The organism is Pengzhenrongella sicca (assembly GCF_017569225.1).
Classification (GTDB): Bacteria; Actinomycetota; Actinomycetes; order Actinomycetales; family Cellulomonadaceae; genus Pengzhenrongella; species Pengzhenrongella sicca.
Genome location: NZ_CP071868.1, coordinates 2311831 through 2336447 on the forward strand (window position 1 = coordinate 2311831; position 24617 = coordinate 2336447).

Annotated in this window: 24 protein-coding genes; 10 read left to right on the forward strand and 14 right to left on the reverse strand. The window is 74.9% G+C overall.

From position 1 onward, the window contains the following. Nucleotides 1–4: 4 nt before the first annotated feature. The 5 genes from J4E96_RS10545 to J4E96_RS10565 all read right to left on the reverse strand — a co-directional run bounded on the left by J4E96_RS10545 (nt 5) and on the right by J4E96_RS10565 (nt 3295). Complete coding sequence (locus J4E96_RS10545) at nt 5–535, reverse strand: FHA domain-containing protein (RefSeq protein WP_227422069.1); 531 nt, start codon at nt 533–535, stop codon at nt 5–7. An 87-nt stretch (nt 536–622) separates the two neighbouring features. Further along, entirely contained in the window at nt 623–1462 is an 840-nt protein-coding gene (locus tag J4E96_RS10550) for a DUF881 domain-containing protein (protein WP_227422070.1), read from the reverse strand. A 2-nt stretch (nt 1463–1464) separates the two neighbouring features. Beyond that, on the reverse strand, nt 1465–1797 hold the full coding sequence (locus J4E96_RS10555) for a small basic family protein (RefSeq protein WP_227422071.1): 333 nt from the start codon (nt 1795–1797) through the stop codon (nt 1465–1467). After that, nucleotides 1794–2714, reverse strand: coding sequence for a DUF881 domain-containing protein (locus tag J4E96_RS10560; protein ID WP_227422072.1), 921 nt, complete (start codon nt 2712–2714; stop codon nt 1794–1796). Before J4E96_RS10560 ends, J4E96_RS10555 begins: the two co-directional genes overlap by 4 nt. Continuing rightward, the gene (locus J4E96_RS10565; RefSeq protein ID WP_227422073.1) at nt 2711–3295 is read right to left on the reverse strand and encodes a CDP-alcohol phosphatidyltransferase family protein; all 585 of its coding nucleotides are present in this window, start codon (nt 3293–3295) and stop codon (nt 2711–2713) included. The genes J4E96_RS10560 and J4E96_RS10565 overlap by 4 nt, the downstream gene beginning before the upstream one ends. A gap of 169 nt (nt 3296–3464) precedes the next feature. Here J4E96_RS10565 and J4E96_RS10570 point away from each other — a divergent pair, with 169 nt between their 5' ends. Further along, nucleotides 3465–3638, forward strand: coding sequence for a CsbD family protein (locus J4E96_RS10570; RefSeq protein WP_227422074.1), 174 nt, complete (start codon nt 3465–3467; stop codon nt 3636–3638). A 78-nt stretch (nt 3639–3716) separates the two neighbouring features. Here the strand turns inward: J4E96_RS10570 and J4E96_RS10575 are convergent, their stop codons facing one another. Next, nucleotides 3717–4766, reverse strand: coding sequence for a zinc-dependent alcohol dehydrogenase family protein (locus J4E96_RS10575; RefSeq protein WP_227422075.1), 1050 nt, complete (start codon nt 4764–4766; stop codon nt 3717–3719). Between the two features lie 43 nt (nt 4767–4809). On the opposite strand from J4E96_RS10575, the gene J4E96_RS10580 reads away from it, so the two are divergent. The 3 genes from J4E96_RS10580 (at nt 4810) to J4E96_RS10590 (ending at nt 8922) form a co-directional block, all read left to right on the forward strand. Continuing rightward, nucleotides 4810–5229, forward strand: coding sequence for a CoA-binding protein (locus J4E96_RS10580; protein WP_227422076.1), 420 nt, complete (start codon nt 4810–4812; stop codon nt 5227–5229). 243 nt (nt 5230–5472) lie between these two features. Beyond that, entirely contained in the window at nt 5473–7347 is a 1875-nt protein-coding gene (locus J4E96_RS10585; RefSeq protein ID WP_227422077.1) for a DEAD/DEAH box helicase, read from the forward strand. 30 nt (nt 7348–7377) lie between these two features. After that, entirely contained in the window at nt 7378–8922 is a 1545-nt protein-coding gene (locus J4E96_RS10590; RefSeq protein WP_406619734.1) for an SDR family oxidoreductase, read from the forward strand. Between the two features lie 64 nt (nt 8923–8986). Here the strand turns inward: J4E96_RS10590 and J4E96_RS10595 are convergent, their stop codons facing one another. Then, entirely contained in the window at nt 8987–10072 is a 1086-nt protein-coding gene (locus J4E96_RS10595; protein WP_227422078.1) for a threonine aldolase family protein, read from the reverse strand. Continuing rightward, nucleotides 10069–11445: a DUF6421 family protein gene (locus J4E96_RS10600; protein ID WP_406620459.1), complete on the reverse strand. Its 1377-nt coding sequence runs from the start codon at nt 11443–11445 to the stop codon at nt 10069–10071. The genes J4E96_RS10595 and J4E96_RS10600 overlap by 4 nt, the downstream gene beginning before the upstream one ends. 839 nt (nt 11446–12284) lie before the next feature. Here J4E96_RS10600 and J4E96_RS10605 point away from each other — a divergent pair. From J4E96_RS10605 to J4E96_RS10620, 4 genes are all read left to right on the forward strand, one after another. Next, entirely contained in the window at nt 12285–12857 is a 573-nt protein-coding gene (locus J4E96_RS10605; protein ID WP_227422079.1) for a M15 family metallopeptidase, read from the forward strand. 92 nt (nt 12858–12949) lie between these two features. Further along, complete coding sequence (locus J4E96_RS10610; protein WP_227422080.1) at nt 12950–13393, forward strand: hypothetical protein; 444 nt, start codon at nt 12950–12952, stop codon at nt 13391–13393. Between the two features lie 44 nt (nt 13394–13437). After that, nucleotides 13438–13764, forward strand: coding sequence for a cupin domain-containing protein (locus tag J4E96_RS10615; protein ID WP_227422081.1), 327 nt, complete (start codon nt 13438–13440; stop codon nt 13762–13764). A gap of 40 nt (nt 13765–13804) precedes the next feature. Next, nucleotides 13805–14905: an App1 family protein gene (locus J4E96_RS10620; protein ID WP_227422082.1), complete on the forward strand. Its 1101-nt coding sequence runs from the start codon at nt 13805–13807 to the stop codon at nt 14903–14905. Between the two features lie 12 nt (nt 14906–14917). Here the strand turns inward: J4E96_RS10620 and J4E96_RS10625 are convergent, their stop codons facing one another. The 3 genes from J4E96_RS10625 to ku form a co-directional block, all read right to left on the reverse strand. Next, nucleotides 14918–15988, reverse strand: a complete 1071-nt coding sequence (locus J4E96_RS10625) for an NAD-dependent epimerase/dehydratase family protein (protein WP_227422083.1) — start codon at nt 15986–15988, stop codon at nt 14918–14920. After that, nucleotides 15985–17061: a PHP domain-containing protein gene (locus J4E96_RS10630; RefSeq protein WP_227425732.1), complete on the reverse strand. Its 1077-nt coding sequence runs from the start codon at nt 17059–17061 to the stop codon at nt 15985–15987. Before J4E96_RS10630 ends, J4E96_RS10625 begins: the two co-directional genes overlap by 4 nt. Nucleotides 17062–17175: 114 nt before the next feature. Further along, entirely contained in the window at nt 17176–18282 is a 1107-nt protein-coding gene (ku, locus tag J4E96_RS10635) for a non-homologous end joining protein Ku (protein WP_227422084.1), read from the reverse strand. 108 nt (nt 18283–18390) lie between these two features. Here ku and ligD (J4E96_RS10640) point away from each other — a divergent pair, with 108 nt between their 5' ends. Further along, a complete protein-coding gene (ligD, locus tag J4E96_RS10640; protein WP_319637780.1) occupies nt 18391–19317 on the forward strand; it encodes a non-homologous end-joining DNA ligase in 927 nt (308 codons plus the stop codon). Then, the gene (ligD, locus tag J4E96_RS10645) at nt 19314–20207 is read left to right on the forward strand and encodes a non-homologous end-joining DNA ligase (protein WP_227422086.1); all 894 of its coding nucleotides are present in this window, start codon (nt 19314–19316) and stop codon (nt 20205–20207) included. The genes ligD (J4E96_RS10640) and ligD (J4E96_RS10645) overlap by 4 nt, the downstream gene beginning before the upstream one ends. Nucleotides 20208–20241: 34 nt before the next feature. On the opposite strand, the gene J4E96_RS10650 is transcribed toward ligD (J4E96_RS10645), so the two are convergent. Genes J4E96_RS10650 through J4E96_RS10660 form a run of 3 tightly spaced genes read right to left on the reverse strand, consistent with a single transcriptional unit; the run spans nt 20242 to nt 24590 of the window. Beyond that, nucleotides 20242–21171: a DNA-3-methyladenine glycosylase family protein gene (locus tag J4E96_RS10650; protein ID WP_227422087.1), complete on the reverse strand. Its 930-nt coding sequence runs from the start codon at nt 21169–21171 to the stop codon at nt 20242–20244. Between the two features lie 5 nt (nt 21172–21176). Further along, nucleotides 21177–22250, reverse strand: a complete 1074-nt coding sequence (locus J4E96_RS10655; RefSeq protein ID WP_227422088.1) for an ATP-dependent DNA ligase — start codon at nt 22248–22250, stop codon at nt 21177–21179. Nucleotides 22251–22286: 36 nt separating this feature from the next. After that, entirely contained in the window at nt 22287–24590 is a 2304-nt protein-coding gene (locus tag J4E96_RS10660) for a GGDEF domain-containing phosphodiesterase (protein ID WP_227422089.1), read from the reverse strand. Nucleotides 24591–24617 lie beyond the last annotated feature (27 nt).

A 24617-nucleotide genomic window follows, 5' to 3' on the forward strand; every position in this document is an offset into this window, starting at 1 on the left:
CCGCTCACTGGCCGGAGGACGGCGCAGCCGCACCGCTCTCGCGAACGGGGCTCGGGTGGTAGGTCAGGCGGTACTTGCCGATCTGGACCTCGTCGCCCGCGCGCAACGCCGCGGCGTCGATCCGGGTGCGGTTGATGTACGTGCCGTTGAGCGAGCCGATGTCCCGCACGATGAAGTCGTCGCCCTCGCGGACGAACTCGGCGTGCCGGCGCGAGACGGTCACGTCGTCGAGGAAAATGTCGGCGTCGACGCTCCGGCCCGCCACCGTCTTGGCGGCGTCGAGCAGGAACCGCGCGCCCGCGCTCGGGCCGCGCTGCATGATCAGCAGCGCCGACGTGCGCGGCAGCGCCGCGACGGCGGCCTGCTCCTCGCCCGTGAGCCCGGTCGGCGAGGCCGCCTCCGGGTCGGCCTGGCCGAGCTGGCCCAGGCTGATCGTGGTGTCCGCGCCGCTGCGGGGGGCGTACGGCCCACCAATCGTGGGGCCGGGGCCGACCTCGCTCGAATCGGGCTCGGTCGCCTGGATGCCGTCGGTCATCTCGCCTCCCGAGCGCGGTCGTGGGATCGGCAGGTCTTGCCGGTCCGGATGCTGCCTACCCTATGCGCCCGCAGGCCCGCCGCGCATTCACTCCCCGGCCGCAGGCTGCGCCGTGGCAAACTCCGGGACAGGTATCGCCCTCACCGCGCTGACCTCGACCTTCTCCGCGACGGTCGAGGAGCCCCGGCCGCCCGCGGTGCGGACGGCGGCCATCGCCCCGCCGGGAATCTCGAGCGCTGGCGCGATCGTCAGCGGATCGCCGATCGCGATCCACCGGTAGGGCGAGGTAAGCAGCGTGCCGTCGACCTCCAGGCCCTCGGCCGTGTCGACGAAGTGGGAGCTCGCAACCAGGCGCAGGCCGTTGAGCTGCACGGCCTCCGCCCCCGCGTTGCGCAGCTCCTCGAGCACGTTGAACAGGGTCAGGGCGGGCACCGAGCCCGACGCGTCCGTGATCACGATCTCGATGCCGGGGCCCTCGGCGGGCAGGCGCCCGGACAGGATCCCGAGCGTCGTGGCAGACTCGGTCGCGGCGTCCAGCGCCGCCTGCTGCTGGTCCGAGCCGGTCAGCAGCTCCTGGCGGGTGCGCTCGAGCGCCGCGGCCTCGCGCTCGAGCTGGGACGCGCGCTGCGTCGTCTCGTCCAGGATCCGCACGAGGTCGGACTGCCGCAGCGCCGACAGGCCCTCGGTGTTCGTCTGGCGGACCTGCATGACGACGGCGAAGCCGAGCAGCGCGCATAGCAGCGAGGCCAGGAGCTGGGCCCGGGTCGCGCGCGGCGCGAGCGCGCGGCGCAGCTGGTGCCAGCCCGAGGGCGGCGCCGCGGGGGCGCCGTCGTCGGCCGGAGCCGCGAAGTCGCCGTCGGCCGGAGCCGCGGGCGGGACCACGGGCACGGCGTCCGTCGTCGCGTCCTTGCGGTGGCCGCCGGGCATCGTCAGGCCCCGAAGATGTGGCGACGGATCGCCGCCGCGTTGGAGAAGATCCGGATGCCGAGCACGACGACGACGCCGGTCGACAGCTGCGTCCCGACGCCGAGCTGGTCGCCGAGGAAGACGATGAGCGCGGCCACGACGACGTTCGACAGGAACGAGACGAGGAAGACCCGGTCGTCGAAGATCCCGTCCAGCATGGCGCGGAGGCCGCCGAACAGCGCGTCGAGCGCGGCGACGACGGCGATGGGCAGGTACGGCTGGAGCGAGGCCGGGACGGTCGGCTCGAGGACCAGCCCGGCGACGACGCCGAGGGCGAGTCCGAGGACGGCGATCATGGCTGCTCCTCCTCTCGGGTCGGGTCCGACGACGGCACGCCGGTGCCGGCGTCCTGCTCGGGCACGAGCACGGTAGCCGACCGCAGCCGGAGCTCGGCCGAGCCGGGGAGCGCGAGCTCGTCCTCGCTCGAGATGTCGACCCCGATCCCATAGACGTTACGCAGGGTCGCCAGGTGCTGGCCGCCGGTGGTGCGGGCGAACTCGGTCGCGAGGCCGCCGGGCTCACCGATGGCCTCGACGACGTACGGCCCGCTCAGTGGGACGAGGTCGACCAGGATCGCGCTGCCGGCGCTGCGGATCGCCGTGATCGCGGTCAGCCGGTGGCCGTTGACGGCGATCGCCTCGGCGCCGGCCCGCCACAGGCCGTTGACCGCGATCTGCAGGTCGACGTCCTGGACCCGCTCGTCCGGGTCCGCCTGCTCGGGATCGGCCGCCGCGACGTCGGAGTCCTGGAGCGTGAGCCTCAGGCCCGGGCCCTGCACGGCCACGGCGCCCGCGGTCACGCCGTCCGCCGCGAGGGTCGCGAGCAGCTCCGGGTCCTGTGCCCCGAGCGCGGCGCTCTGCAGGCTCGCGATCTCGGCGCTGCGGCTCTCGTTGTCGGCGAGCAGGCTCTCGGCCAGCGCGGTGCGGTCGGCGATCTGCCCCTCGAGCAGCGCCCGCGCCTGCGCGACCGCGGGCTCCGGGGCGCGCAGGTCGATCGCTGCGGCCGCGGTGAGCAGTCCGAGAGCGATCGCGAGCACGAGCAGCGCGAGCCGGTGGCCGAGGCCGGCCGGCGGCCCGCCCGCGCTCCGCCGATCGGCCGCCTGCTGGTAGCCCGGGTCGAGCGGACGCCGCATCACCTCGTTGAGCAGCGTCATCGACGCGTCGACGGGCCCGGCGGCGCCCGGGCCCGGCCGCGAGTCCGCGCGACGGCTCACTCGTGGGCCTGCCGCGGGTAGAGCAGCGACCGCGCCTGCGTGAAGTACAGCAGCGCCGCGAACCAGTACAGCCCGATGCCCCACCAGGCGAACGCCCAGCCGAGCGCCGACGCGACCGTGCCGACGGCGCCGCTGCGCTCGGCGAGCAGGAGTAGCGGGAACGCGTACAGCAGCGCGAACGTGCCGGCCTTGCCCGCGAAGTGGACGGGCAGGGGCCCGTAGCCGTGCCGGGCGAGCAGCGGCAGCAGCGCCGCGAGCAGCGCATCCCGGCTCACGAGCACGACGACGAGCCACAGCGGGACCACGTCGCGCCAGGCCAGGCCGATGAGCGTCACCAGGATGAAGAGCCGGTCGGCCGCCGGGTCGAGGAGCTGACCGAGCCGCGAGACCTGGTGGAACCGCCGCGCGATGAGCCCGTCGAGCCAGTCGCTCGCGCCGGAGACGGCGAGCACGATCAGCGCCCAGACGTCCTGCCCCTGAACGATGAGCACCGCGAAGACCGGGACGAGCGCCAGGCGCGCGAGGCTGATCGCGTTCGGCACGGTGAGCACGCGGTCGCTGACCTGCTCCTCGCGTGCCACTGCGCTCCCGTCGATGCCCGTTTCCGGAGTGATGCGAGCACGTCGCGAACGACCCGTGCCCACCCTGCGCTGCCGATCCTAAGGGGCGCCGCCGCGCTCCCCGCGCGCGACCGGCCGGGCGGACGTACGGTCGAAGAACCAGTGACGTCAAAGGAGAGGGAGCACGTTCGTGGGTATCGACGACAAGATCAAGAACGCGGTCGAGGATCTGACGGGAAAGGCCAAGGAAGCGGCCGGCCGCTCGACCGATGACAAGAGCCTCGAGGCCGAGGGCAAGCGCGACCAGTCGTCCGCCGACCTCAAGCGGGCCGGCGAGAACGTCAAGGACGCGTTCAAGCACTGAGCCCCGAGCGGACGACGCGCCCCTGACCGGTGGGTCAGGGGCGCTTCGTCGCGCCGGCGTGCCTCAGGGCCGCATGCCTCAGGGCCGCACGAGCGACTTGATCGCCCGACGCTCGTCCATCGCGGCGTACGCCTCGCCGATGTCGGCGAGCGGGAGCTCAAGGTCGAACACGCGGCCCGGGTTGATCGCGCCGGACAGCACGTCGGCCAGCAGCTCCGGCAGGTAGGTGCGCACGGGCGCGATGCCGCCGGCCACGTTGAGGTTCGCCCCGAACATCTGCCCGACCGGCAGCTCCGGGCCGCCCGCGGGAACCCCGACGTAGCCCACGTACCCGCCGGGCCGCGTGACGTCGAGCGCCTGCTGCATCGACTCGCGGGTGCCGACGCACTCGAGCACGGCCTCGGCCCCGTCCGCGCCGAGCAGCTCGCGCACGGCGGCGACGCCGGCCGCGCCGCGCTCGGCGACGACGTCGGTCGCGCCGAACTCGCGCGCGAGCCGCTGCCGGTCGGGGTGCCGGGACATGGCGACGATGCGGGTCGCCCCCAGGCGCCGGGAGGCGAGCACCGCGCACAGCCCGACGGCGCCGTCGCCGACGACGACGACTGTGGAGCCGGCGTGGACCCGCGCCGAGACGGCCGCGTGGTGGCCGGTGCCCATCACGTCCGACAGCGCGAGCAGGCTGGGGATCAGCTCGTCCGCGGGGTAGGTCGGCGTCGCGACCAGGTTGGCGTCGGCGAACGGGACGCGCACGAGCTCCGCCTGCGCCCCGTCGACGAGGAGGCCCTCGTGGTCGCGCCCACCCCACATCACGCCGTGCACGCACGAGGTCGGGAACCCGTTGCGGCAGTTCGCGCAGGTTCCGTCGCCGAGCGCGAACGGCGCGATCACGAACTCGCCGGGCCGCACGCCGACGACGTCGGCGCCCACGGCCTCGACCACGCCCACCAGCTCGTGGCCGATGCGCCGGGGCTCTGGCGTCGGGCGGACGCCGCGGTAGCCCCACAGGTCGGACCCGCAGACGCAGGCGGCGATCACCCGCACGATCGCGTCGGTCGGGCGGTGCAGGATGGGGTCGGGGACCTGCTCGAGGCGGACGTCTTTCGGGCCATGGAGGACGGTTGCGCGCATGCTCGGCAGCGTACGCACCGCGCCGCTGTGCTTGGGTGGTCGCATGACGCACGCCAACGACCCGGCCGTGATCGACCGCCTCCTGACCACACGGGCCCGCTGGGCCGTCGTCGGGCTCTCGGCGAACCGCGCCCGCGCGGCCTACGGCGTGGCCGCGTACCTGCAGTCGACGCTGGGCATGACGATCGTGCCCGTCCACCCCAGCGCGGCGGCCGTGCACGGCTCGACCGGCTACGCACGCCTGGCGGACATCCCCGGCGGCGTCGACGTCGTGGACGTGTTCGTGAACTCCGCGCTCGCGGGCGACGTCGTCGACGAGGCGATCGCCGCGGGCGCGCGCGCGGTCTGGCTGCAGCTCGGCGTCATCGACGACGCCGCCGCCGCGCGGGCGCAGGCCGCCGGGCTCGAGGTCGTGATGGACGCGTGCCCGGCGATCGAGGGCCCGCGCCGCGCGCTCGGCTAAGGCCTGCCGAGCGTCGAGGCGCACCGCCTCTGGGCGCAACGAGCCGAGCCTGTGCGCGACGTCACGCCCGCAGGCCGGGAAGACCAGGTAGACTAGCCCCTGATCTTGGAGTTTCGTCGCCTCATCCCTCGTGTGTATGTGCCGGTGGTTCGATCACCGTCGATGTGTTCGGGAGAGCGACCTGCGGTCCGCTACCTGGCACCCGTACACGACTCCCACGCGACGGAACGGTTTACATCTCACATGACGATTTCCTCTGACTCCTCCGCGCCCGCAAACGGCACCGCGCCCGCAAACGCCGCGGCGCCCGAGGCCGCCGGCTTCGCGGACCTGAATCTCCCCGCCTCGCTCCTGCGCGCGATCGCGGACCTCGGCTTCACGGAGCCGACCGCGATCCAGGCCCAGGCCATCCCCGCGCTGCTGAGCGGCCGTGACATCACGGGCGTCGCGCAGACCGGTACCGGCAAGACCGCGGCGTTCGGCCTGCCGCTGCTCGCCGCGGTCGACCCGCAGCTCGGCCGGGTGCAGGCCCTCGTGCTGGCCCCGACCCGCGAGCTCGCGATGCAGACCGCCGAGGCGATCGAGTCGTTCGCCAAGCACATGCACGGCGTCGAGGTCATCGCGATCTACGGCGGCTCGCCGTTCGTCCCGCAGCAGCGCGCGCTGGCTCGCGGCGCCCAGATCGTCGTCGGCACCCCCGGCCGCGTCATCGACCACATCGAGCGTGGCACGCTGCACCTCGAGGACGTCAAGTACCTCGTGCTCGACGAGGGCGACGAGATGCTGCGGATGGGCTTCGCCGAGGACGTCGACAAGATCTTCAGCTTCGCGCCGGTCGAGCGTCAGGTCGCGCTCTTCTCCGCGACGATGCCGCCCGCGATCCGCCGCGTCGCGAACCAGCACATGACCAACCCGGTCGAGATCGCGACGTCGCGGCAGTCCTCGACCGTCACCTCGGTCAAGCAGTCGTACGCCGTCGTTCCGTTCCGGCACAAGGCCGGCGCGCTCGCCCGCGTGCTCGCCGTGACCGAGGCCGAGGCCGCCATCGTCTTCGTCCGCACCCGCGGCGCGGCCGAAGAGGTCGGCAGCGCGCTCGTCGAGCGCGGCATCTCCGCGGCCTACATCAGCGGCGACGTCGCCCAGGGCGAGCGCGAGAAGATCGTCGAGCGCCTGCGCAGCGGCGCCCTGAACGTGCTCGTCGCGACGGACGTCGCGGCCCGCGGCCTCGACGTCGACCGCATCGGCCTCGTCGTGAACTTCGACGCGCCGAGCGAGCCGGAGATCTACGTCCACCGCATCGGCCGCACCGGCCGCGCCGGCCGTACCGGCGAGGCGCTCACGTTCGTCACGCCGAGCGAGCAGCACCGCCTGCGCCAGATCGAGCGCCTCACGCGCACGCCGCTGATCGAGATGACCCTCCCCTCTCCCGCCGACGTGTCCGCGCACCGCGTGCAGCAGCTGCTCGGCAAGGTCAACGCCCGCACCGAGGCCGGCCGCCTCGAGCTCTACCGCGAGTCCGTCGCCGTGTTCCTCGCCAAGAACCCCGAGGTCGACATCGAGGACCTCGTGGCCTCGCTCGCTGCCCTCGCGGTCGGCGACGACGGCCCGCAGGCGCGCACCGGTCACGGCGAGGACCTCGACGAGGCGCTCGCCCGGGCCCGCATGAGCCCCGAGCGGCCCGAGCGCGGCGGCAGGAACGACTCGCGCGACAGCCGCGGCGAGAACCGCAACGGCCCCCGCGGCGGCGCGGCCTCGCGCCGCACCGAGGGCGGCACGCGCTACCGCGTCGCCGTCGGCGCCTCGCACGGCGCCCAGCCCGGCGCCATCGTCGGCGCGCTCACGAACGAGGGCGGCCTGACGGGCAAGGACCTCGGCAAGATCGACATCTTCCCGAGCTTCAGCCTCGTGGAGATCTCCGGCAACCTCACCCAGGACGCGTTCGACCGCATCTCCCGGGCACGGGTCGCCGGCCAGCCGCTTCGCATCCGCCTCGACGACGGCCCCGCGCCGCGCACCAACCACGCGCCGTCGCGCCCGAGCGGCTCGAGCACCGGCCCGCGCGAGCACCGCGCGCCGTCGACCGAGCGCAAGACCTACCACCGCAACGCGGCGTACTGAACCCAGTACGACGCACTCGACGGGACGTTCATGACTGCCGACCTCGGCGATCGACACCCGCTCGACGACCCGACCCCCGACGCGCTCGCCGCGTCGGGGGCCGAGCCCGTCCCGGCCGACGGCGCGGAGGAACCGGCGCCCGCGGACATGGCGGTCTTCCTGCGGGTCGCGCGCGAGCTCGCCGAGCTGCCGGCGGAGCACCCCGCCAACCTCGCGGCCCGGCGCGCGACGTCGTCGCTGTTCAAGGCGGTCAAGAAGGACCGACGCCTGACCAAGCGCGCGGCGATCTCGGCCGCCGACCTCGCCGTCGTCGCCGCGACCGCGACGGGCAGCCCCGGCCGGATCGACGACGAGACGCAAGGCATCGCGCTGGCCTCGGCCGCGCCGGGCGCCCTCGCGGGCACGCTGCTGCGGGCCCGCGCGTGCTACATCTGCAAGGAGCTCTACCGCGACGTCGACGCGTTCTACCACCAGCTGTGCCCCGAGTGCGCCGCGTTCCACCACACCAAGCGCGACGCGCGGACCGACCTCACGGGTCGCCGCGCGCTGCTGACGGGCGGCCGCGCGAAGATCGGCATGTACATCGCGCTGCGCCTGCTGCGCGACGGCGCCCACACGACGATCACGACCCGGTTCCCGCGCGACGCGGCGCGCCGGTTCAGCCAGATGCCCGACTCCGGCGAGTGGCTGCACCGGCTGCGCATCGTCGGGATCGACCTGCGCGACCCGGCGCAGGTCGTCGCGCTGGCCGACGAGGTCATCGCCGCGGGCCCCCTCGACATCCTCATCAACAACGCCGCGCAGACGGTGCGCCGCTCCCCCGGCGCCTACTCGCGGCTCGCCGACGCCGAGCTCACCCCGCTCCCGGCGGGCCGGATGCCGGAGCTCATCACCTACGGGCACACGAGCGACGCGCACCCGCGCGCGCTGGCGGGGTCCGTGTCGGCGCTGTCCGACGCCGTCGCGCAGGTCGAGGCCGCGACCGACGCAGGCGGCGTGGCTGGCCTCGCGCTCACGGCGCAGGCGGCGACGCTGGCTCGGCTCGTGGCGGGCACCGCGATCGACGCGGGCGGGCTCGTGCCCGACACGCACGCGACGAACAGCTGGGTCGCCACGGTCGACCAGGTCGACCCGCTGGAGCTGCTCGAGGTCCAGCTGTGCAACCAGACGGCGCCGTTCATCCTGATTAGCCGGCTGCGCGCGGCGATGAAGGCGGCGCCCGCGCGGCGCAAGTACGTCGTCAACGTGTCCGCGATGGAGGGCGTCTTCTCCCGCGGCTACAAGGGCCCCGGGCACCCGCACACGAACATGTCGAAGGCCGCGCTCAACATGCTCACCCGGACCAGCGCGGGCGAGCTCGCGGAGGACGGCATCCTGATGACCGCCGTCGACACCGGCTGGATCACCGACGAGCGCCCGCACCCGACGAAGGTTCGCCTCGCCGAGGAGGGGTTCCACGCCCCGCTCGACCTCGTCGACGGCGCCGCCCGGGTCTACGACCCGATCGTCCGCGGCGAGGCCGGGGACGACCTGCTCGGCGTCTTCCTCAAGGACTACAAGCCCTCGAACTGGTAAGCGCCCGAACAAGCCTGCCGGCTGGGCCGGGACCCGGCGGGAGCTCGGGGTCGGGCCCCCGGGGTCAGGCCTTGAGCTCGGCGCGCAGGGCGGCGGCGAACGCGTCGACGTCGGCCTCGGTCGTGTCGAACGCGCACATCCACCGGACCTCGCCCGTGGCCTCGTTCCAGTCGTAGAACCGGAACGACGCGCGCAGGCGATCCGCGACGCCGGCAGGCAGGATCGCGAAGACGGCGTTGGACTGCGTCTGCTGGGTGAGCGTGACGCCGTCGAGGGGCTCGACCGCGGCGCGCAGGCGGGCGGCCATCGCGTTCGCGTGCTGCGCCGAACGCAGCCACAGGTCGCCCTCGAGCAGCGCGATGAGCTGGGCCGAGACGAACCGCATCTTCGAGGCGAGCTGCATGTCCATCTTGCGCAGGTAGCCCAGTCCCGTCGACGCCTCGGGGGCGAGCACGACGATGGCCTCCCCGAACAGCAGCCCGTTCTTGGTGCCCCCGAACGAGAGCAGGTCCACCCCGGCGTCCGTCGTGAACGCGCGCAGCGGCAGGTCGAGGCTCGCGGCGGCGTTCGCGATGCGCGCGCCGTCCATGTGCACGCCCAGCCCCAGCTCGTGCGCGTGGGCGGCCAGCGCCGTGACCTCGGCCACCGTGTACGCGGTGCCGAGCTCGGTGGTCTGCGTGATCGACACGACCCCGGGCTGCGCGCGGTGCTCGTCGCCCCAGCCCCAGGCCTGCCGGTCGACCAGCTCGGGCGTGAGCTTGCCGTCGGGGGTCGCGACGGTGAGCAGCTTGAGCCCACCGACGCGCTCGGGCGCGCCGTTCTCGTCCGACTGGATGTGCGCGGTCTCCGCGCAGATGACCGCGCCCCAACGCGGCAGCATGGACTGCAGCGAGACGACGTTGGCGCCCGTCCCGTTGAACATCGGGAACGCCTGCGCGCGCGGCCCGAAGTGGGTCGCCATGACCTCCTGCAGCCGCGCGGTGTACACGTCCTCGCCGTAGGCGACCTGGTGCCCGCCGTTGGCGGCGGCGATCGCGGCGAGGATCTCGGGGTGCACGCCCGCGTAGTTGTCGGAGGCGAAACCGCGGGCGGTGGGGTCGTGGAGGGTGTTCACCGCGACATTCTCGCGCACGCCGGCGGGCGCGCTCACGCCGTGATCCCCGCGGTCGAGGCCACGACGTCGCCGATCTTGCGGCCGAGCGCCTCGTAGAACATCGACAGCGGGAACTCGTCGGGCAGCACGGCGTCGGTCAGGCCCTTCGGCGGGCCGTCCAGCGGGAGCCCGTCCGCCCCGCGCGCCCAGGCCGACGCGGGGTGCGGGGTGAGCGTCCCGGACACCAGCGCGTACGCGGCGAGCCAGTGCGCGACCTTGGGCCGGTCGATCGAGCGCCAGTAGAGCAGGTCGATCTCGTCGCCGAGGGCGATGACGGCGGCCGGCACGAGCGGCCAGTCGATCGTCAGTCGGCTGTTCGTCCAGTGCAGCACGTGGTGCTGGTGCAGCCACGCGAACAGCAGCTGCCCGCCGAGGCCGTCGTAGTTGCGCACCCGCGTGCCGCTCACCGCGAACCGGAAGATCCGGTCGAAGATCACGGCGTACTGCACCAGGCGAGCGTGCGGGACGCCGTCGGCCTCGAGCTTCACCGCCTCGCGGAAGGCCGTGAGGTCACAGCGCAGCTCCTCGAGCGAGTACAGGAAGAACGGCATCCGCTGCTTGATCATGAACGGGTCGAACGGCAGGTCCCCGCGCATGTGCGTGCGGTCGTGGATGAGGTCCCACAGCACGAACGTCTCCTGCGCGAGCGTCTGGTCGCTCAGGAGGCGGTCGGCGTCCGGCGGCAGCGCCAGGCGCGTGATCGCGGCCGCGGACCGCACGACCCGCCGGAACCGCGCGGCCTCCCGGTCCGCGAAGATCGCCCCCCAGGTGAACCGCGGGACCTCGCGCATCGCGACCGTCTCGGGGAAGAGCACCGCAGAGTTGGTGTCGTAGCCGGACGTGAAGTCGAGGAACGTGATCGGCACGAACATCGGGTTCGAGTAGGCGGAGGCCTCCAGGCCGGCGACGAACTCGGGCCACAGCACGCGCAGCAGCACGGCCTCGACCTTGCGGTCCGTGCTGCCGTTCTGGGTGTACATCGGGAAGATGACGAGGTGCACGAGCCCGTCGGTGCGGGCGAGCTCGGGGTGGAAGGCCTCGAGCGCGTCGAGGAAGTCGGGCATCGCGAACCCCCCGTCGCTCCAGCGGCCGAAGTCCTTGACCAGCGCCGCGAGGTAGTCGGCGTCGGTCGGCAGGTGCGGGGCCAGCTCGGCCGTCGCCGCGCAGATGACCTCGACCAGGTCCCGGGCCTGCGGGTGGTGGCGCGGGTCAGGGACGGATCCGTCCTGGGCCTGCAGCGGCTGCAGGGCGGTGACGGCCTCCTTCAGGCGGAGCCAGGCGGGATCGGAGGCGAGGCCTGCCTGCGCGGCGCCGGCCCGGTCGCCCGCGGCCCGACCGGTGGCCGCGGTCGGCCGGGCGGACCACACCACGACGTTGAGCAGCAGCGCCGCCGCGGTCTCGGCGGCCCGCAGGTCGCCGCCCGCGGCGCCGGCCGTGAGGTCGAGCCCGAGCGCGACGACCCGGCCGACGCCGGCGTCACCCGTCCGATCGCGCAGCGCCCCGACGACGGCGCCGGGCTGCCCCGCGCGCCCGACCAGGCGCAGCGCGGCCGTCGCGGGCTCGCGCACGGTGAGCGTCGCGACCACGGGCAGGGCGGGCGCCGTCGTCCACGCCAGCAGGTCGGGCGCGCCGGACGGCGCGGTGGCCGGGTCGACCGCCGCGACCTCGAGCGACCGCGGCGCCCCATCGGTCGCCGTGGCGACGATCCCGCAGCTCACGAGCAGCTCGGCCGCGACGGGCTCGGCCCCGAGCAGGACGACGACGCCGGCCCCGTCCCGTCGCGCCGCGCTCTCGTCGGCACCGGCGACCGCCACGACGACGTCGACGGCCGCCGGGTCGGGCAGCGCCGCGACGCCGTGCGCGAGCAGGTGCGCGCGCAGCGCGGGGGCGCGTTCGAGCAGGACGTCGGGCAGGTACACCGTCGGGAAGCCGGTCATCGAAGAGTCCTCGCAGCCGTGTCGGGGTGGGGCAGCCGCCGGCGTCGATGGCGGCGCGCGGGCCCGGTCGGGGCCCGGCGACGGCGGGACGCGCGGTGTTACCGAACGGTACGGTTCGGCCCAGGCCCGGTCAACGGCCCTGCCGCGGGGCGGCGCCGCGCGCGTTCCGCTCACAGCGGACCCACATCGGCCGATAGGCACGGCGAACCCGATCGAGCCCCGGCGGGTCGACCCTCGCGCTCTCCAGCGCACCAGCCGGAACAGGACCCCCCGTGGACGGCATCGCCGCGATCAGCACCCGCATCACGCAGATCCAGACCGCCCTCGCGTCGTTCACCCCGCGCACGGCGACGGCGACCGCCGGAACGGCGGCGGCGGCGTTCGCGTCGGCGCTCGCGTCCGAGGTCGCGATCGGCGCCGCCACCCCCGCCGCGTCCGGAGCGCTCACGGCCGACGGCGCGCCGGCCGAGCTCGCGGCCTACGGCAACGGGCAGATCCCGGCCGCGGCCCTCGACGAGATCGGGTCGACGGGGCACCGGCTGTGGGCGCCGGCGAGCGGGGCCTTCGAGCGGCTCTCGGCTGCGGCCGCTGCCGACGGCGTCGCGATCACGATCACCGACTCCTACCGCTCGTACGCGAGCCAGGTCGACGTCGCCGACCGGAAGGGGCTGTACTCGAACGGCGGGCTCGCCGCCGTGCCAGGAACCTCCGACCACGGCTGGGGCCGGAGCCTCGACCTCGGCCTCGACGCGAGCGCGCTCGCCTGGATGCGCGAGAACGCGGCCCGGTACGGGTTCGCCGAGGACACCCCGCGCGAGACGTGGCACTGGACGTACTCGTCCTGACGCGCGATGCGGGGCCGCGGGGCCGCGTGCGGCAAGATGGCGGCGTCGTCGAGCGAACGGAGCAGGGCGTGGGTCAGGGCGTGGGTCAGGGCGTGGGTGAGATCGAGCCGGTGAGCGCGCGGATCCGTCGCGTCGGGGCGCGCGTGCGCGCCGAGCACCACACGGCCGGGGTCGTCCGCACGCTCCCCGGCGCGGTGAACGAGCTCGACTGCGCGTGCGGCGTCACGCTCACGAACGGGCCTGGCTGGTCCCTCGACGAGCACCTGCGGATGCACCGCGCCGAGGTCAAGTACGAGGCGTTGCTCGCCGTCGCCCATCCCGACATGCCGCTCGTGCGCCGGTCGGTGCGGTCCCGGGGCGCGACCGCGATGGACGCCCTGCTCGCCGGCCAGGTCGGGGGCGCCACCGACGCCCTGGCGTTCGCCGACGACGCCGAGCGGGCGCGGCTGGACGCGGCCGCCCAAACGCTGCTCGCCCTGCTCGACGACGAGCGGGAGCCCGGCCGGCCCACCACGGAGCCCGATCGCGCGAGCTGATCGATCGGGCGCCGCGAGGCGCCGCCCCCCTCGAAGGAGTCACCGTGCTCGAACTGCCCGCCCTGGCCGACACCTACCTCGCCGCCGCCCGCGCGTCCGACCGCGGCCGCAGCGCCGAGGTCGTGGTGCACGACGGTGAGCTGCGCCAGACGATCATCGCGCTCACCGCGGGCAGCGAGCTGCGCGAGCACAACGCCCCGCCGGCGGCGTCGCTGCAGGTGCTGCGCGGCCGCGTGCGCGTGACTGACGAGAAGAGCGGCGTCGAGGTGCCGGCCGGCGGGCTGTACCTGCTGACGCACCACCGGCACGCCGTGGTCGCGCTCACCGACGCGGTCTTCCTGCTGACCACCGTGACGAGCGTGCCGAGCTAGCGCGCAGGCGCGATCGCCGCGGCGCACCCATGATGGTCGGGTGCCGCACCCGACCTCGTCCGACGACGACCGCCTCCATCGCTCTGCCCGTTTCGAGGACGTGGTCAACCGCCGCGTCGCCCACTGGCTCTGGGCGCGAGGCTGGCGCACCCGGATCGAGCCGTTCACGGGCTACGGTGCGCCCGGCTGGGTGCGGGTGCTGGCCCGCGTCGTGCTCTCGCCGCCGCCCCCGCCCGGCGCGGCACAGACCCCGGCGCTCGCCCCCCACGACGAGCCGCACCGCAGCGTCCGCGGCTGGCGCAGCCTCGCGACCGCCCAGGTCAAGGGCGCGATCGTCGAGGTGCGGGCGGGCGCGAGCGTGCACCGGGTCACCTCCGACCGGGGCGGCTACGTCGACGCCGTCGTGGCGTCGGACCTCGCGCCGGGCTGGCACGACATCCAGCTGACGGTCGCGACCGGAAGCGTGACCGCGCGGGTGTTCGTGGTCGATCCGCAGGTGCGCGCGGGCCTGGTCAGCGACATCGACGACACCGTCATGGTCACCTGGGCGCCCCGGCTGCTGCTGGCGATCTGGAACACGCTCGTGCTGCACGAGCACGCCCGCCGCCCCGTGCCGGGGATGTCGCGGCTGTACCAGCAGCTCTTGCGCGAGGACCCGCGCGTGCCGGTGCTGTACCTGTCCACCGGCGCCTGGAACGCCGCACCGGCGCTGCAGCGCTTCCTGCGCCGGACCGGGTACCCCGCCGGGCCGATGCTGCTCACGGACTGGGGCCCGACGAACACGGGGTGGTTCCGCCGCGGCGCCGACCACAAGCGCGCGAGCCTGCGCCGCCTCGTCGCCGAGTTCCCCGACATCCGGTGGCTGCTCGTCGGCGACGACGGCCAGCGCGACCCCGAGATCTACGCCGAACTCGCCGCCGAGCGGCCCGACCTCGTGCGCGCCGTCGCGATCCGCCGGCTCAGCGGCGCCGAGCAGACCCTCGCGCGCGGCGCGCCGGTTCCGTCGCCGGACGCCTCGGACGCCCGGTCCCGGGTGACCGCCGCGGGCGTGCCCTTCGCCTCCGGGCCCGACGGAGAGCACCTCGGCCGCGAGCTGCGCGCCGCGGGGGTCGACCTGAGCTCGCCCGATCCGACCGACTGACCGCGGCCGACCTCAGCCGGCGTCCGGGTGGACGCCGCGGCGGGGGCGCAGCGGCGGGCTCGAGGTGCCGCAGCCCGCCGCGATGCCGGCCACGAGCTCCGCGACGGCCTCGGCACTCGTGCGGCGGGGCCGCCAACCGAGCAGCTCCCGCGCCCGCGCGCAGTCGAGCACGGGAACCCCCGCGGCCAGGTCGAGCCAGCCCGGGCTCACGGGCAGCACGCGCGCGTGCCAGGCGCCCGAGACCGCCGCGCGGACCAGGGCGAACGGCAGGTCGCGGTGGCGCCCGCCCGCGACGATCGCGGCGACGTCACCCGCGTGGAGCACGTCGTCGGCCGCAACGTTGAACGGGCCGCGCTGGCGGCGCACGATGACCTCGCGGTACGCCGCCGCGAGGTCGTCCGCGTGCACGGCCTGCACCCGCAGCCCGGCGGGCCACGGCAGGACGCGGAGCTCGGTGAGCCCGCGCGCGGGCAGGAGCGGCCCCAGGACGGTGCGGGTCAGCTGCCTGCCGGCGACCCGTTGCACCACGAGCGCCGACCGCATCCGCGCGATCGTGAGCTCCGGGTGCCGCTCCTCGGTCTCGTCGAGCAGTCGCTCGACCGCGACCTTGTCGGCGCTGTGCGCCGAGCCGCGCACCCCGCCGGTCGGCCACCGCTCGGGCCGCGGCGTGTCGTCGGGCGACGGCGAGTACGCGCCGACGGACGACGCGACCACGAGCTGGGGCACGCCCGCCCGCAGCGCCGCGGCCACGACGCGCCGCGCGCCGAGCACGTTTGTCCGGCGCTGCGCGGCGCGGTTGTGGCTCGGCACGACGGCCCACGCGGCGTGCACGACGGCGTCCGCGCCCGCCATCGCGCGGGCCAGCAGCTCGATCGCGCGATCGTCCGGTCCGGGGGCGGCGATGTCGCAGCGCAGCCAGGAGGCGGCGTCGTACGGCGCGGGCAGGGTGCGCGCCGCGACGACCTCGGGCGCCGGCGGGCGGCGGGCGAGGCCGACGACCGAGGTGATGGTCGGGTCGGCCGCGAAGGCGCGCAGCAGCGCCGTGCCAACGTTCCCGCTCGCGCCGACGACGGCGACCCTCATGACGCGCCCCGCGGGGCCGGGCCGCGCCGTCGGCCGCCGTCGGTCGCCGTCGCCCGGCCGGTCCAGGCGAGCAGGCGGTCCACCGGCCAGGTGGTGACGACACGGTCCGCCTCGAGGTCGTGCGCGACGGCGCGGTCGCAGCCCGCCCACTGCCAGTCGAGCTGTCCGGGGGCGTGGGCGTCGGTGTCGACCGTGAACAGGCACCCCGCGTCGATCGCGGACTGCAGCAACGCGTGCGGCGGGTCGAGGCGGTCGGGCCGGCTGTTGATCTCCACGGCGACGCCGTGCTCGGCGCACGCGGCGAACACCGCCTCGTGGTCGAACGTGCTCGGCGGCCGGAGCCGGCCGGTGACCTGGCGCCCCGTGCAGTGCCCGAGCACGTCGACGTGGGGGTTGGCGACCGCGGCGAGCAGCCGCCGGGTCATCGGCGCGCGCTCCATCCGCAGCTTCGAGTGCACCGAGGCCACCACGACGTCGAGCTCGGCGAGCAGCTCCGGCTCCTGGTCGAGCGCGCCGTCGTCCAGGATGTCGACCTCGATCCCGGTGAGCACCCGGAACGTGGAACCGGCCGCGCCGAGGGCACCGTTGAGGGCCGCGATCTGGTCGATCTGGGCCCGCAGCCGGGCCGGGCTCAGCCCGTGCGCGACCGTCAGCCGCGGCGAGTGGTCGGTGATGGTCAGGTAGTCGTGCCCGAGGTCGATCGCCGCGAGCACCATCTCCTGCAGCGGGCTGCCGCCGTCGCTCTCGTCCGTGTGCGCGTGCAGGTCGCCTCGCAGCGCGGCGCGCAGCGCCTGCCCCGGCCCCGTGTGGGCGACCGCCTCCCGCTCGAGCTCGTCGAGGTAGGCCACCGGCCGCCCCGACAGGCGGGCCTCGATCACGCCCGCGGTGCGGTCCCCCACCCCGGGCAGGTCCTTGAGCCGGCCGGCCGCCGCGAGGGCGAGCAGCTGCGCCGGCTCGGTCGCCTCGACGGTCCGCGCGGCGCCGCGGAACGCCGCGCTGCGGTAGGACTCGCCGCGCGAGCGCGACCGGCCGCGTTCGAGCAGGAGCGCGATCCGCCGCAGGGTGGCCGTCACCTCCTCGCGGGCAGCCGCGGCGTCGGCGGTTGGCGCGCCCGTGGAGCCCGTCGGGCCGGTATCGACCTGTTCCGGGGCGCGCCCGGCGCGCTCGCGTGCCACGTCAGGCCCGCGTCAGGACGCGCGACGGCGGGTCGCGGCTCGGGTGCCCTCCGCCTTCGCGGCGGTGGCCTTCCTCGCGGGCGCCTTCGCCGCGGCGGCCTTCGCGGCGGGTGCCTTCGTTGCGCTCGTCTTCGCCGCGGTCGTCTTCGCCGCGGCAACCTTCGTCGCGGTCGTCTTGGCCGCGGTGGCCTTCGTGGCCGGCGTCGCCGGGGTCGCCCGCTTCGTCGCCGCCGCCGCCTTCGCTGGCGCCCTCTTCGCTGGCGCCCTCTTCGCCGGCACCGCAGCCTTGCCCCCGGCCGAGGTCGACGCACGCACGGGCTCGCCGCGGGCCTCGCGCGCCTTCTCCACGCTGCGCTGCAGCGCGGCGAGCAGGTCGATGACCTCCCCCGCGCCCGACGTGGCGCCGTCGGCCCCCTCGGCGGCCGGCACCGACCGGGTCGCGCCGGCCGAGACCTTCGACTCGATCAGCGTCTCGAGCGCCGCCTGGTACCGGTCCTCGAACGCGGACGGGTCGAAGTCCGCGGCGAGCGAGTCGACCAGCGACGACGCCATCTGGAGCTCCTGGGGGCGGACCGAGATGTCGGCGTCGAGCACCGGGAACTCCGCGGCGCGCACCTCGTCCGGCCAGAGCAGGGTCTGCAGGCAGATGACGTCGCCGCGCACCCGCAGCACCGCCATCGACTCGCGCTGGCGCAGCGCGACCTTGACGACGGCCATCCGGTCGCTCGCCGCGAGGGCCTCCCGCAGCAGCGCGTAGGGCTTCGCCGCGGTCTTCTCGGGCTCGAGGTAGTAGGTCTTGGCGAGCAGGATCGGGTCGACCTGCTCCGACGGGACGAACTCGAGCACCGAGATCTCGCGGTCCGTCGCGAGCGGGAGCTCCGCGAGGTCCTCGTCCGTGAGCACGACGATCTCGCCGTCGTCGGTCTGATAGCCCTTCGCGATGTCGCTCATCTCGACCGGCTCGCCGCAGACGCTGCACGTCTTGCGGTACCGGATCCGGCCCGCGTCGGCGCGGTGCACCTGATGCAGCGGGACCTCGTGCTCGCCCGTGGCCGAGTAGAGCTTGACCGGGACGTTGACCAGCCCGAACGCCACCGCGCCCTTCCAGATTGCCCGCACAGGCCACCTCCCGACTCGATGTGGTCCGTCTCGGGCGCACCGGCGCTGCCGGTGCGCGCACGGCGCGACGAAACGGACCTCTGTGGGCAGGATGGACCCGTGCAGCCCATGCTCGCTACCCGAGCGGCGAATCCCGCCGCGCTTCCGACCGGCCCAGGCTGGGCCTATGAGGTGAAATGGGACGGCGTCCGGCTCCTCGCCGACACCACGGGCGGGCCCCTGCGGCTGCTCAGCCGGACCGGCCGGGACGTCACCGTCTCCTATCCCGAGCTCGGCGGGCTCGGGGAGATCCAGGGCGCCGTGCTCGACGGCGAGGTTGTCGCGATGGTCGACGGCCGCCCGTCGTTCGCCGCGCTCGCGGACCGCATGCACGTCCAGGATCCCGCCCGGGCCCGCGCCCTGGCGGCCCAGCGCCCCGTGAGCTACATGGTGTTCGACGTGCCCGCGCTCTACGGCGTCGAGCTCGCGCGCCGCCCGTTCGACGAGCGCCGCGCGACGCTCGAACGCCTCGACCTGCCGGCGCCCGCGCTGCTCTCACCCGTGTACGACGACGGCGCGGACCTGTGGGAGGTGACGCGCGAGCACGGGCTCGAGGGCGTCGTCGCGAAGCGGCGCGCGTCGACCTACCAGCCGGGCCGGCGCTCCCACGACTGGGTCAAGGCCGCGCACCGGTTCACGCGGGCGGCCCTCGTCGGCGGGTGGCGCGCGGAGAGCACGGGGTCGGGGCGGCTCGGTGCGGTGCTCCTCGGCGCGCCCGACGCCACCGGTGCGCTGCGCTACCTCGGCCGCGCGGGCAGCGGCCTCACCGGCCCGATCGGCGCCGCTCTGACCGAGCTGCTCGTCCCGCGTGCGCGCGACGCGAGCCCGTTCGACGAGCCCGTGCCCGCCCTGGACGCGCGCGGCACGCACTGGTGCGAGCCCACGCTCGTCGTCGACGTCGTCTACCTCACCCGGACGCCGACGGGCCGCCTGCGCCAGCCCGTGGTGCGCGGCGTGCGGGACGACAGCCCCCCCGACCCGTGGGACGAGCCGTGAGCCCCCGCGACGGCGGGCAGCTCGTCGACGTAGCCGGCCGGCAGGTGCGCATCACGAGCCTGGAGAAGGTGATGTACCCGGCGGTCGGGATGACGAAAGCCGAGGTGATCGACTACTACGCGCGCGTCGCGGACGCGATCCTGCCGCAGCTGAAGGACCGGCCCGTGACGAGGATCCGGTTCCCCGACGGCGTTGCCGGGCAGCAGTTCTTCGAGAAGAACGTCCCGGCCGGCGCCCCGGACTGGGTGCGCCGGCAGCGCCTCGCGGCGTCGCCCGGCGCCGAGGACGAGGGCACGATGCTGACCTTGCCGTTCCTGGACGACCTGCCGAGCCTCGTGTGGTCGGCCAACCAGGGTGCCCTGGAGCTGCACACCCCGCAGTGGCGCGTCGGGCCGCGCGGCGGGCTGCGCAACCCCGACCGGCTCGTGATCGACCTCGACCCGGGCGCGCCCGCGGCGTTGCACGACTGCGCGCGCGTCGCGCACCTCGTGGCGGACCGGCTGCGCGCGGACGGGCTCGAGCCCGTCCCGGTGACCTCGGGGAGCAAGGGCCTGCAGCTGTACGCCCCGCTGCGGGGACGGCGCACGGTGCTCGAGGTGCGCCAGTACGCGCGCGACCTCGCCCACGAGCTCGCCGCCGAGCACCCACGCCAGATCGTCGCGCTGATGACCAAGAACCTGCGCGGCGGGAAGGTGCTCCTCGACTGGTCGCAGAACCACCCGGCCAAGACCACGATCACGCCGTACTCGCTGCGCGGCCGCGACCGCCCGACCGTCGCCGCCCCCCGCACCTGGGCCGAGCTGGACGACGACGAGCTGCGGCAGCTGACCCCCGACGAGGTGCTCGACCGCCTGGCCGACATCGGCGATCTCCTCGCTCCCGGCCGGTGAGCCGGGCGCCTCGCCACACGGGTGAGCCGGGTGCCTAGCCGCGCCGGTGGTCCTGGACGGCCAGGCGTGGGCCGCGGCGCGGGGCGCGCGCCTGCCCGCCGAGCTCGAGCAGCCGGATGACCCGGTACCGGTGCGGCCGCCACGGCTCGAGCAGCACGAGCATCTCGGCGTCGTCGACCCGGCGGCCGACGAGCGCCCAGCCGACGGCCGCGGCGAGGTGGTAGTCGCCCACCGACACGGCGTCCGCGTCCCCCAGCGCGCGCTGCGCGACCTCGGCCGCGGTCCATGGGCCGACGCCGGGGACGGCCTGCAGGCGGCGGGTCGCGTCGGCGGGGCTCATCGACGACGCCTCCTCGAGCCGGTGCGCGACCCGGGCGCAGGCCCGCACGGTACGGGCGCGGCCGGGGTCGACGCCCGCGCGGTGGAAGTCCCAGCTCGGCACGCGCAGCCACCCCTGCGCATCCGGGACCACGCGCAGGCCCGCCGGAGCCGGCCCCGGCGCGGGCGTTCCATGCCGGTCCAGGAGCCAGCGCCACGCCGTCGTCGCCGTGCTGGAGATCACGCGCTGCTCGAGCACGGCGGGCACGAGTGACTCCAGCACCCGCCCGGTACGGGGGATCCGCAGCCCTGGGTGGCGCAGGTGCGCTGCCGCCAGGGCGGGGGTGAGCGGGGCGAAGGCGGCGGGGTCGTCGCCCGCGCCGAGCAGCGCGGGCAGGCCGTCGAGCGCCGCCCGGGCGCCCGGGCCCCAGGCGCGGGCGTCGACCCGGTGGGCGTTGACCTGGACGAGCCGGCACGTTGCCGGACCGGCGCCGGCAAGGGTCGTGCGCCACAGGGCGCCGTCGGGCGCGCGCCGGGTCGTCGGGTCGAACCGGCCGTGCGCCAGGCGCGCCAGCGTGCTGACCAGGTCGACCGGGGTCGCGGACTCGTAGGTCGCGGACGCCTCGGTCGCGGACTCCTCGGCCATCGTCATCAGCGGGCCGCGAGCACGTCCGTCAGCGCGTAGCTGACCGGCTCCTCGAGCTGCGCGTAGGTGCACGAGAGCGGGTCGCGGTCGGGCCGCCAGTGCCGGAACTGCGCGGTGTGCCGCAGCCGCGTGCCCTCCATGTGGTCGTACGCGACCTCCAGCACGCGCTCGGGCCGCAGCGGGACGAACGACAGGTCCTTGCCCCGGTTCCACCGGCTGGTCTCGGCCTCGCGCGGCGTTCGCGCGGACGCCGCCTCGACCGCCGCCCCCCACGGGTGCGCGGCGAGGTCGGTGCGCAGGGGTTGGAGCTCGGCGAAAAGCTCGCGCCGGCGGGCCATCGTGAAGGCGCCGACCACCCCCACGGAGGCGAGCGAGCCGTTGTCGGTGTACAGGCCGAGCAGCAGCGAGCCGACCGCGTCCGGACCCGACGTGTGCACGCGGTAGCCGGCGACGACGCAGTCGGCCGTCCGGTCGTGCTTGATCTTGCTCCAGCCGCGCTTGCCGGGCAGGTACGGACCGTCCGCACGCTTGGCGACGACGCCGTCGAGGCCCGCGCCCTCGAACTGCTCGAACCACCGGGCCGCGACCGCGACGTCGTCGGTGCTCGGCGTGACGTAGAACGGGTGCTCCGCGCCGGAGCCCGCCAGCGCCTGGACGAGGCCCGCGCGCCGGTCGTCGAACGGCCGGGCGGTCAGGTCCTCGTCGTCGAGCGCGAGCAGGTCGAACGCGACGAACAGGGCCGGCGTCGTCCGGGCGAGCAGCTCGACGCGGGAGGCGGCCGGGTGGATCCGCTGCAGGAGCGCCTCGAAGTCGAGCCCCGCATGCGTGACGCTCGGGACCACGATCTCGCCGTCGAGCACGCACCGCTGCGGCAGGTTGGCGAGGGCGCCCGCGACGACCTCCGGGAAGTACCGCGCGATCGACTTCGTGTTCCGGCTGGTGATCTCGACGTCGGGGCCGTCCCGGAAGACGATCGCCCGGAATCCGTCCCACTTGGGCTCGTACCGCTGCCCCGCGGGGATGGCCGGGACGGACTTGGCGAGCATCGGGTCGACCGGCGGCTGAACGGGAAGGTCCATCGCGCTAGTGTGCCGCCGGCGCGGCGCGCTCGCTCGCTAGCGCCCGGCCCCGACCGTGGGAACGTGCAGCACGGACGGGAGCCGGTCGTGGATGCGCCGGACGACCTCCGGCAACTGCGGCCCGGGAACAGGCCGGCCCAGGCCGAAACCCTGCGCGGCGTGGCACTGCATGTCGCGCAGCGCGAGCAAAGTCTCGTCGTCTTCGACGCCCTCAGCGATGACATCGAGGCCGAGGTGGCGGGCCAGCTCGACCGTCGAGCGCACGATGGCGGCCGACGCGGCGTCGTCGAGGATGCCCGCCACGAACGACCGGTCGATCTTGAGCCGGCGCACCGGCAGCTTCTGGAGGTATGCGAGCGAGCTGTACCCGGTGCCGTAGTCGTCGATCGACAGGGTCACGCCCATCCCGGAGAGCGCGCCGAGCACCTGACGTGAGCGCCGCGGGTCGACCATCGCGCTGCCCTCGGTCAGCTCGAGCTCGAGCACGGTCGGGGAGAGCCCGTGCCGATCGAGCGCCGCCTGGACGTCCTCGACGAGGCCGCGGTCGAGCAGGTTCAGCACGGAGAGGTTCACGGCGACGGTGAGCACGAGGCCCTCGGCCCGCCACCGCGCGCACTGCTCGAGCGCCGCGTCGAGCACGAACTGCGTAAAGGTGCCGATCATCCCGGTGCGCTCGGCCGCTTGGATGAACGAGTCCGGGCCGAGCAGGCCGTAGACCGGGTGCTGCCACCGCGAGAGCGCCTCGACCCCGAAGACGCGCCCGGTGCCGATCTCGACCTGCGGCTGGTAGTACACGACGATGTCGCCCGCCTCGAGTGCGCCGCGCAGCTCACCGATGACCAACGGCGCGAGCGTCCCGCCCGACTCGAGCTCGGTCCCGTAGTAGGCCGTCCGGACCGGCCGGTCCTTCGCGGCGGAGAGCGCGACGTCGGCGCGGTGCAGGGCGAGCGCGGGGTCGGTGCACGTGGGCTCGAGGTCGAACGCTCCGACGGCCACCTCGACGCTCACGCTGACGTCGTCGAGGTCGAGGGGCTCCTCGAGGGCGCGCCGCAGGTCCCCCGCCAGGTCCAGGCCGCCGACGCCGACTCCGACGGTGCGCACCGGGTGCGGGACGAGCACGGAGAAGGTGTGGTCCCCCGTGCGCGCGACGGTCGCGCCCCGGCCGCAGAGCTGGATCAGCCGCACGCCGACGGAGTGCAGGATCTCGTCCCCGATGCGATGACCGAGGGTGTCGGTCAGCTCGGCGAAGCGCTCGAGGTCGACGAGCAGCACGATCAGCCGGCCGCGGTCCCCCGGCGCCCGCTCGCCGCCGCCGGAGACGGCGGCTGCGAGCAGATCGGCGAACTTGCGACCGTTGGCCAGGCCCGTCACGAAGTCCCGATCGGCGAGCTCGCGCAGCCGTTCGGCCTGGCGCTGCGAGAGCTGCACGAGGTGGACCATCCGCGCCAGCACGAGCACCCCGAGCAGACAGCCCGCGATCACCACCGACCACTCGCTGGTCGGCACCCCGGCGAGCAGCTGGCCGGCGACGATGACCGGTCCGGTGACCAACGCGGCCGTCAGCCCGAGCATCCTCGCGACCTGCATCTGCTCGGGGCGGTCCGGCGCGATCGCCGACAGCGCGACCATCGACGGATGGAGCGCGGCGGCGCCCCACAGCACGTACGCGACGAGCCAGATCGGGTCGAGCAGGCCCACCCCGCTAGCGAGCGCCGGTGTGAAGCTCGCGGCCTCGAACAGGCTGTCGGCCACGATGAGTGCAGTGATCGAGCTCGCAAGCAGCCGCGTCGCGGTGTTCCAGGTCCCGGCGGCCGTCGCGAGGCGCACGAGCATCGCGAAGAGGAGGACGTCGCCGAGCGGGTACGAGACGGCGACGGCAAGCTCGAGGGTCCGCTCGCCGCCGGCGACCAAGGTCGGCTGGACGAGGTACACCCAGGAGAGCAGGCCCGCCGCGACCGTGAAGATCGAGCTGTCGAGCAGCGCGGTCGGGCCGCGCTCGGGCCCGCGGCTGCGCACCAGGATCAGGAGCCCGGCGGCCAGGCCCGGGTAGGCGGCCAGGTAGAACAGGTCCGAGAGCAGCAGGCTGGTCCCGCCCAGGGTGCCGTCGGGGTACCACGAGTAGATCGCGTCGCCGACGGCCCAGGCGGCGATCCCGGTGCCCATGAGGTACCAGGCCCGGGCGTCGCGCGGCCGATTCCGCCGCACGCCCACCACGATCGCGAGGATGCCGGTGAGGCTGACCAGCAGGTAGGCGAAATCCCGGACGAACCCGGGCGGCGCGGCGAGGATCGCGACGGCTGCGCAGCTGCCGCCGACCAGGTAGTGCCGCCAGCTCAACACCGTCGCTCCGCCGCTCTCGCCCGCCAC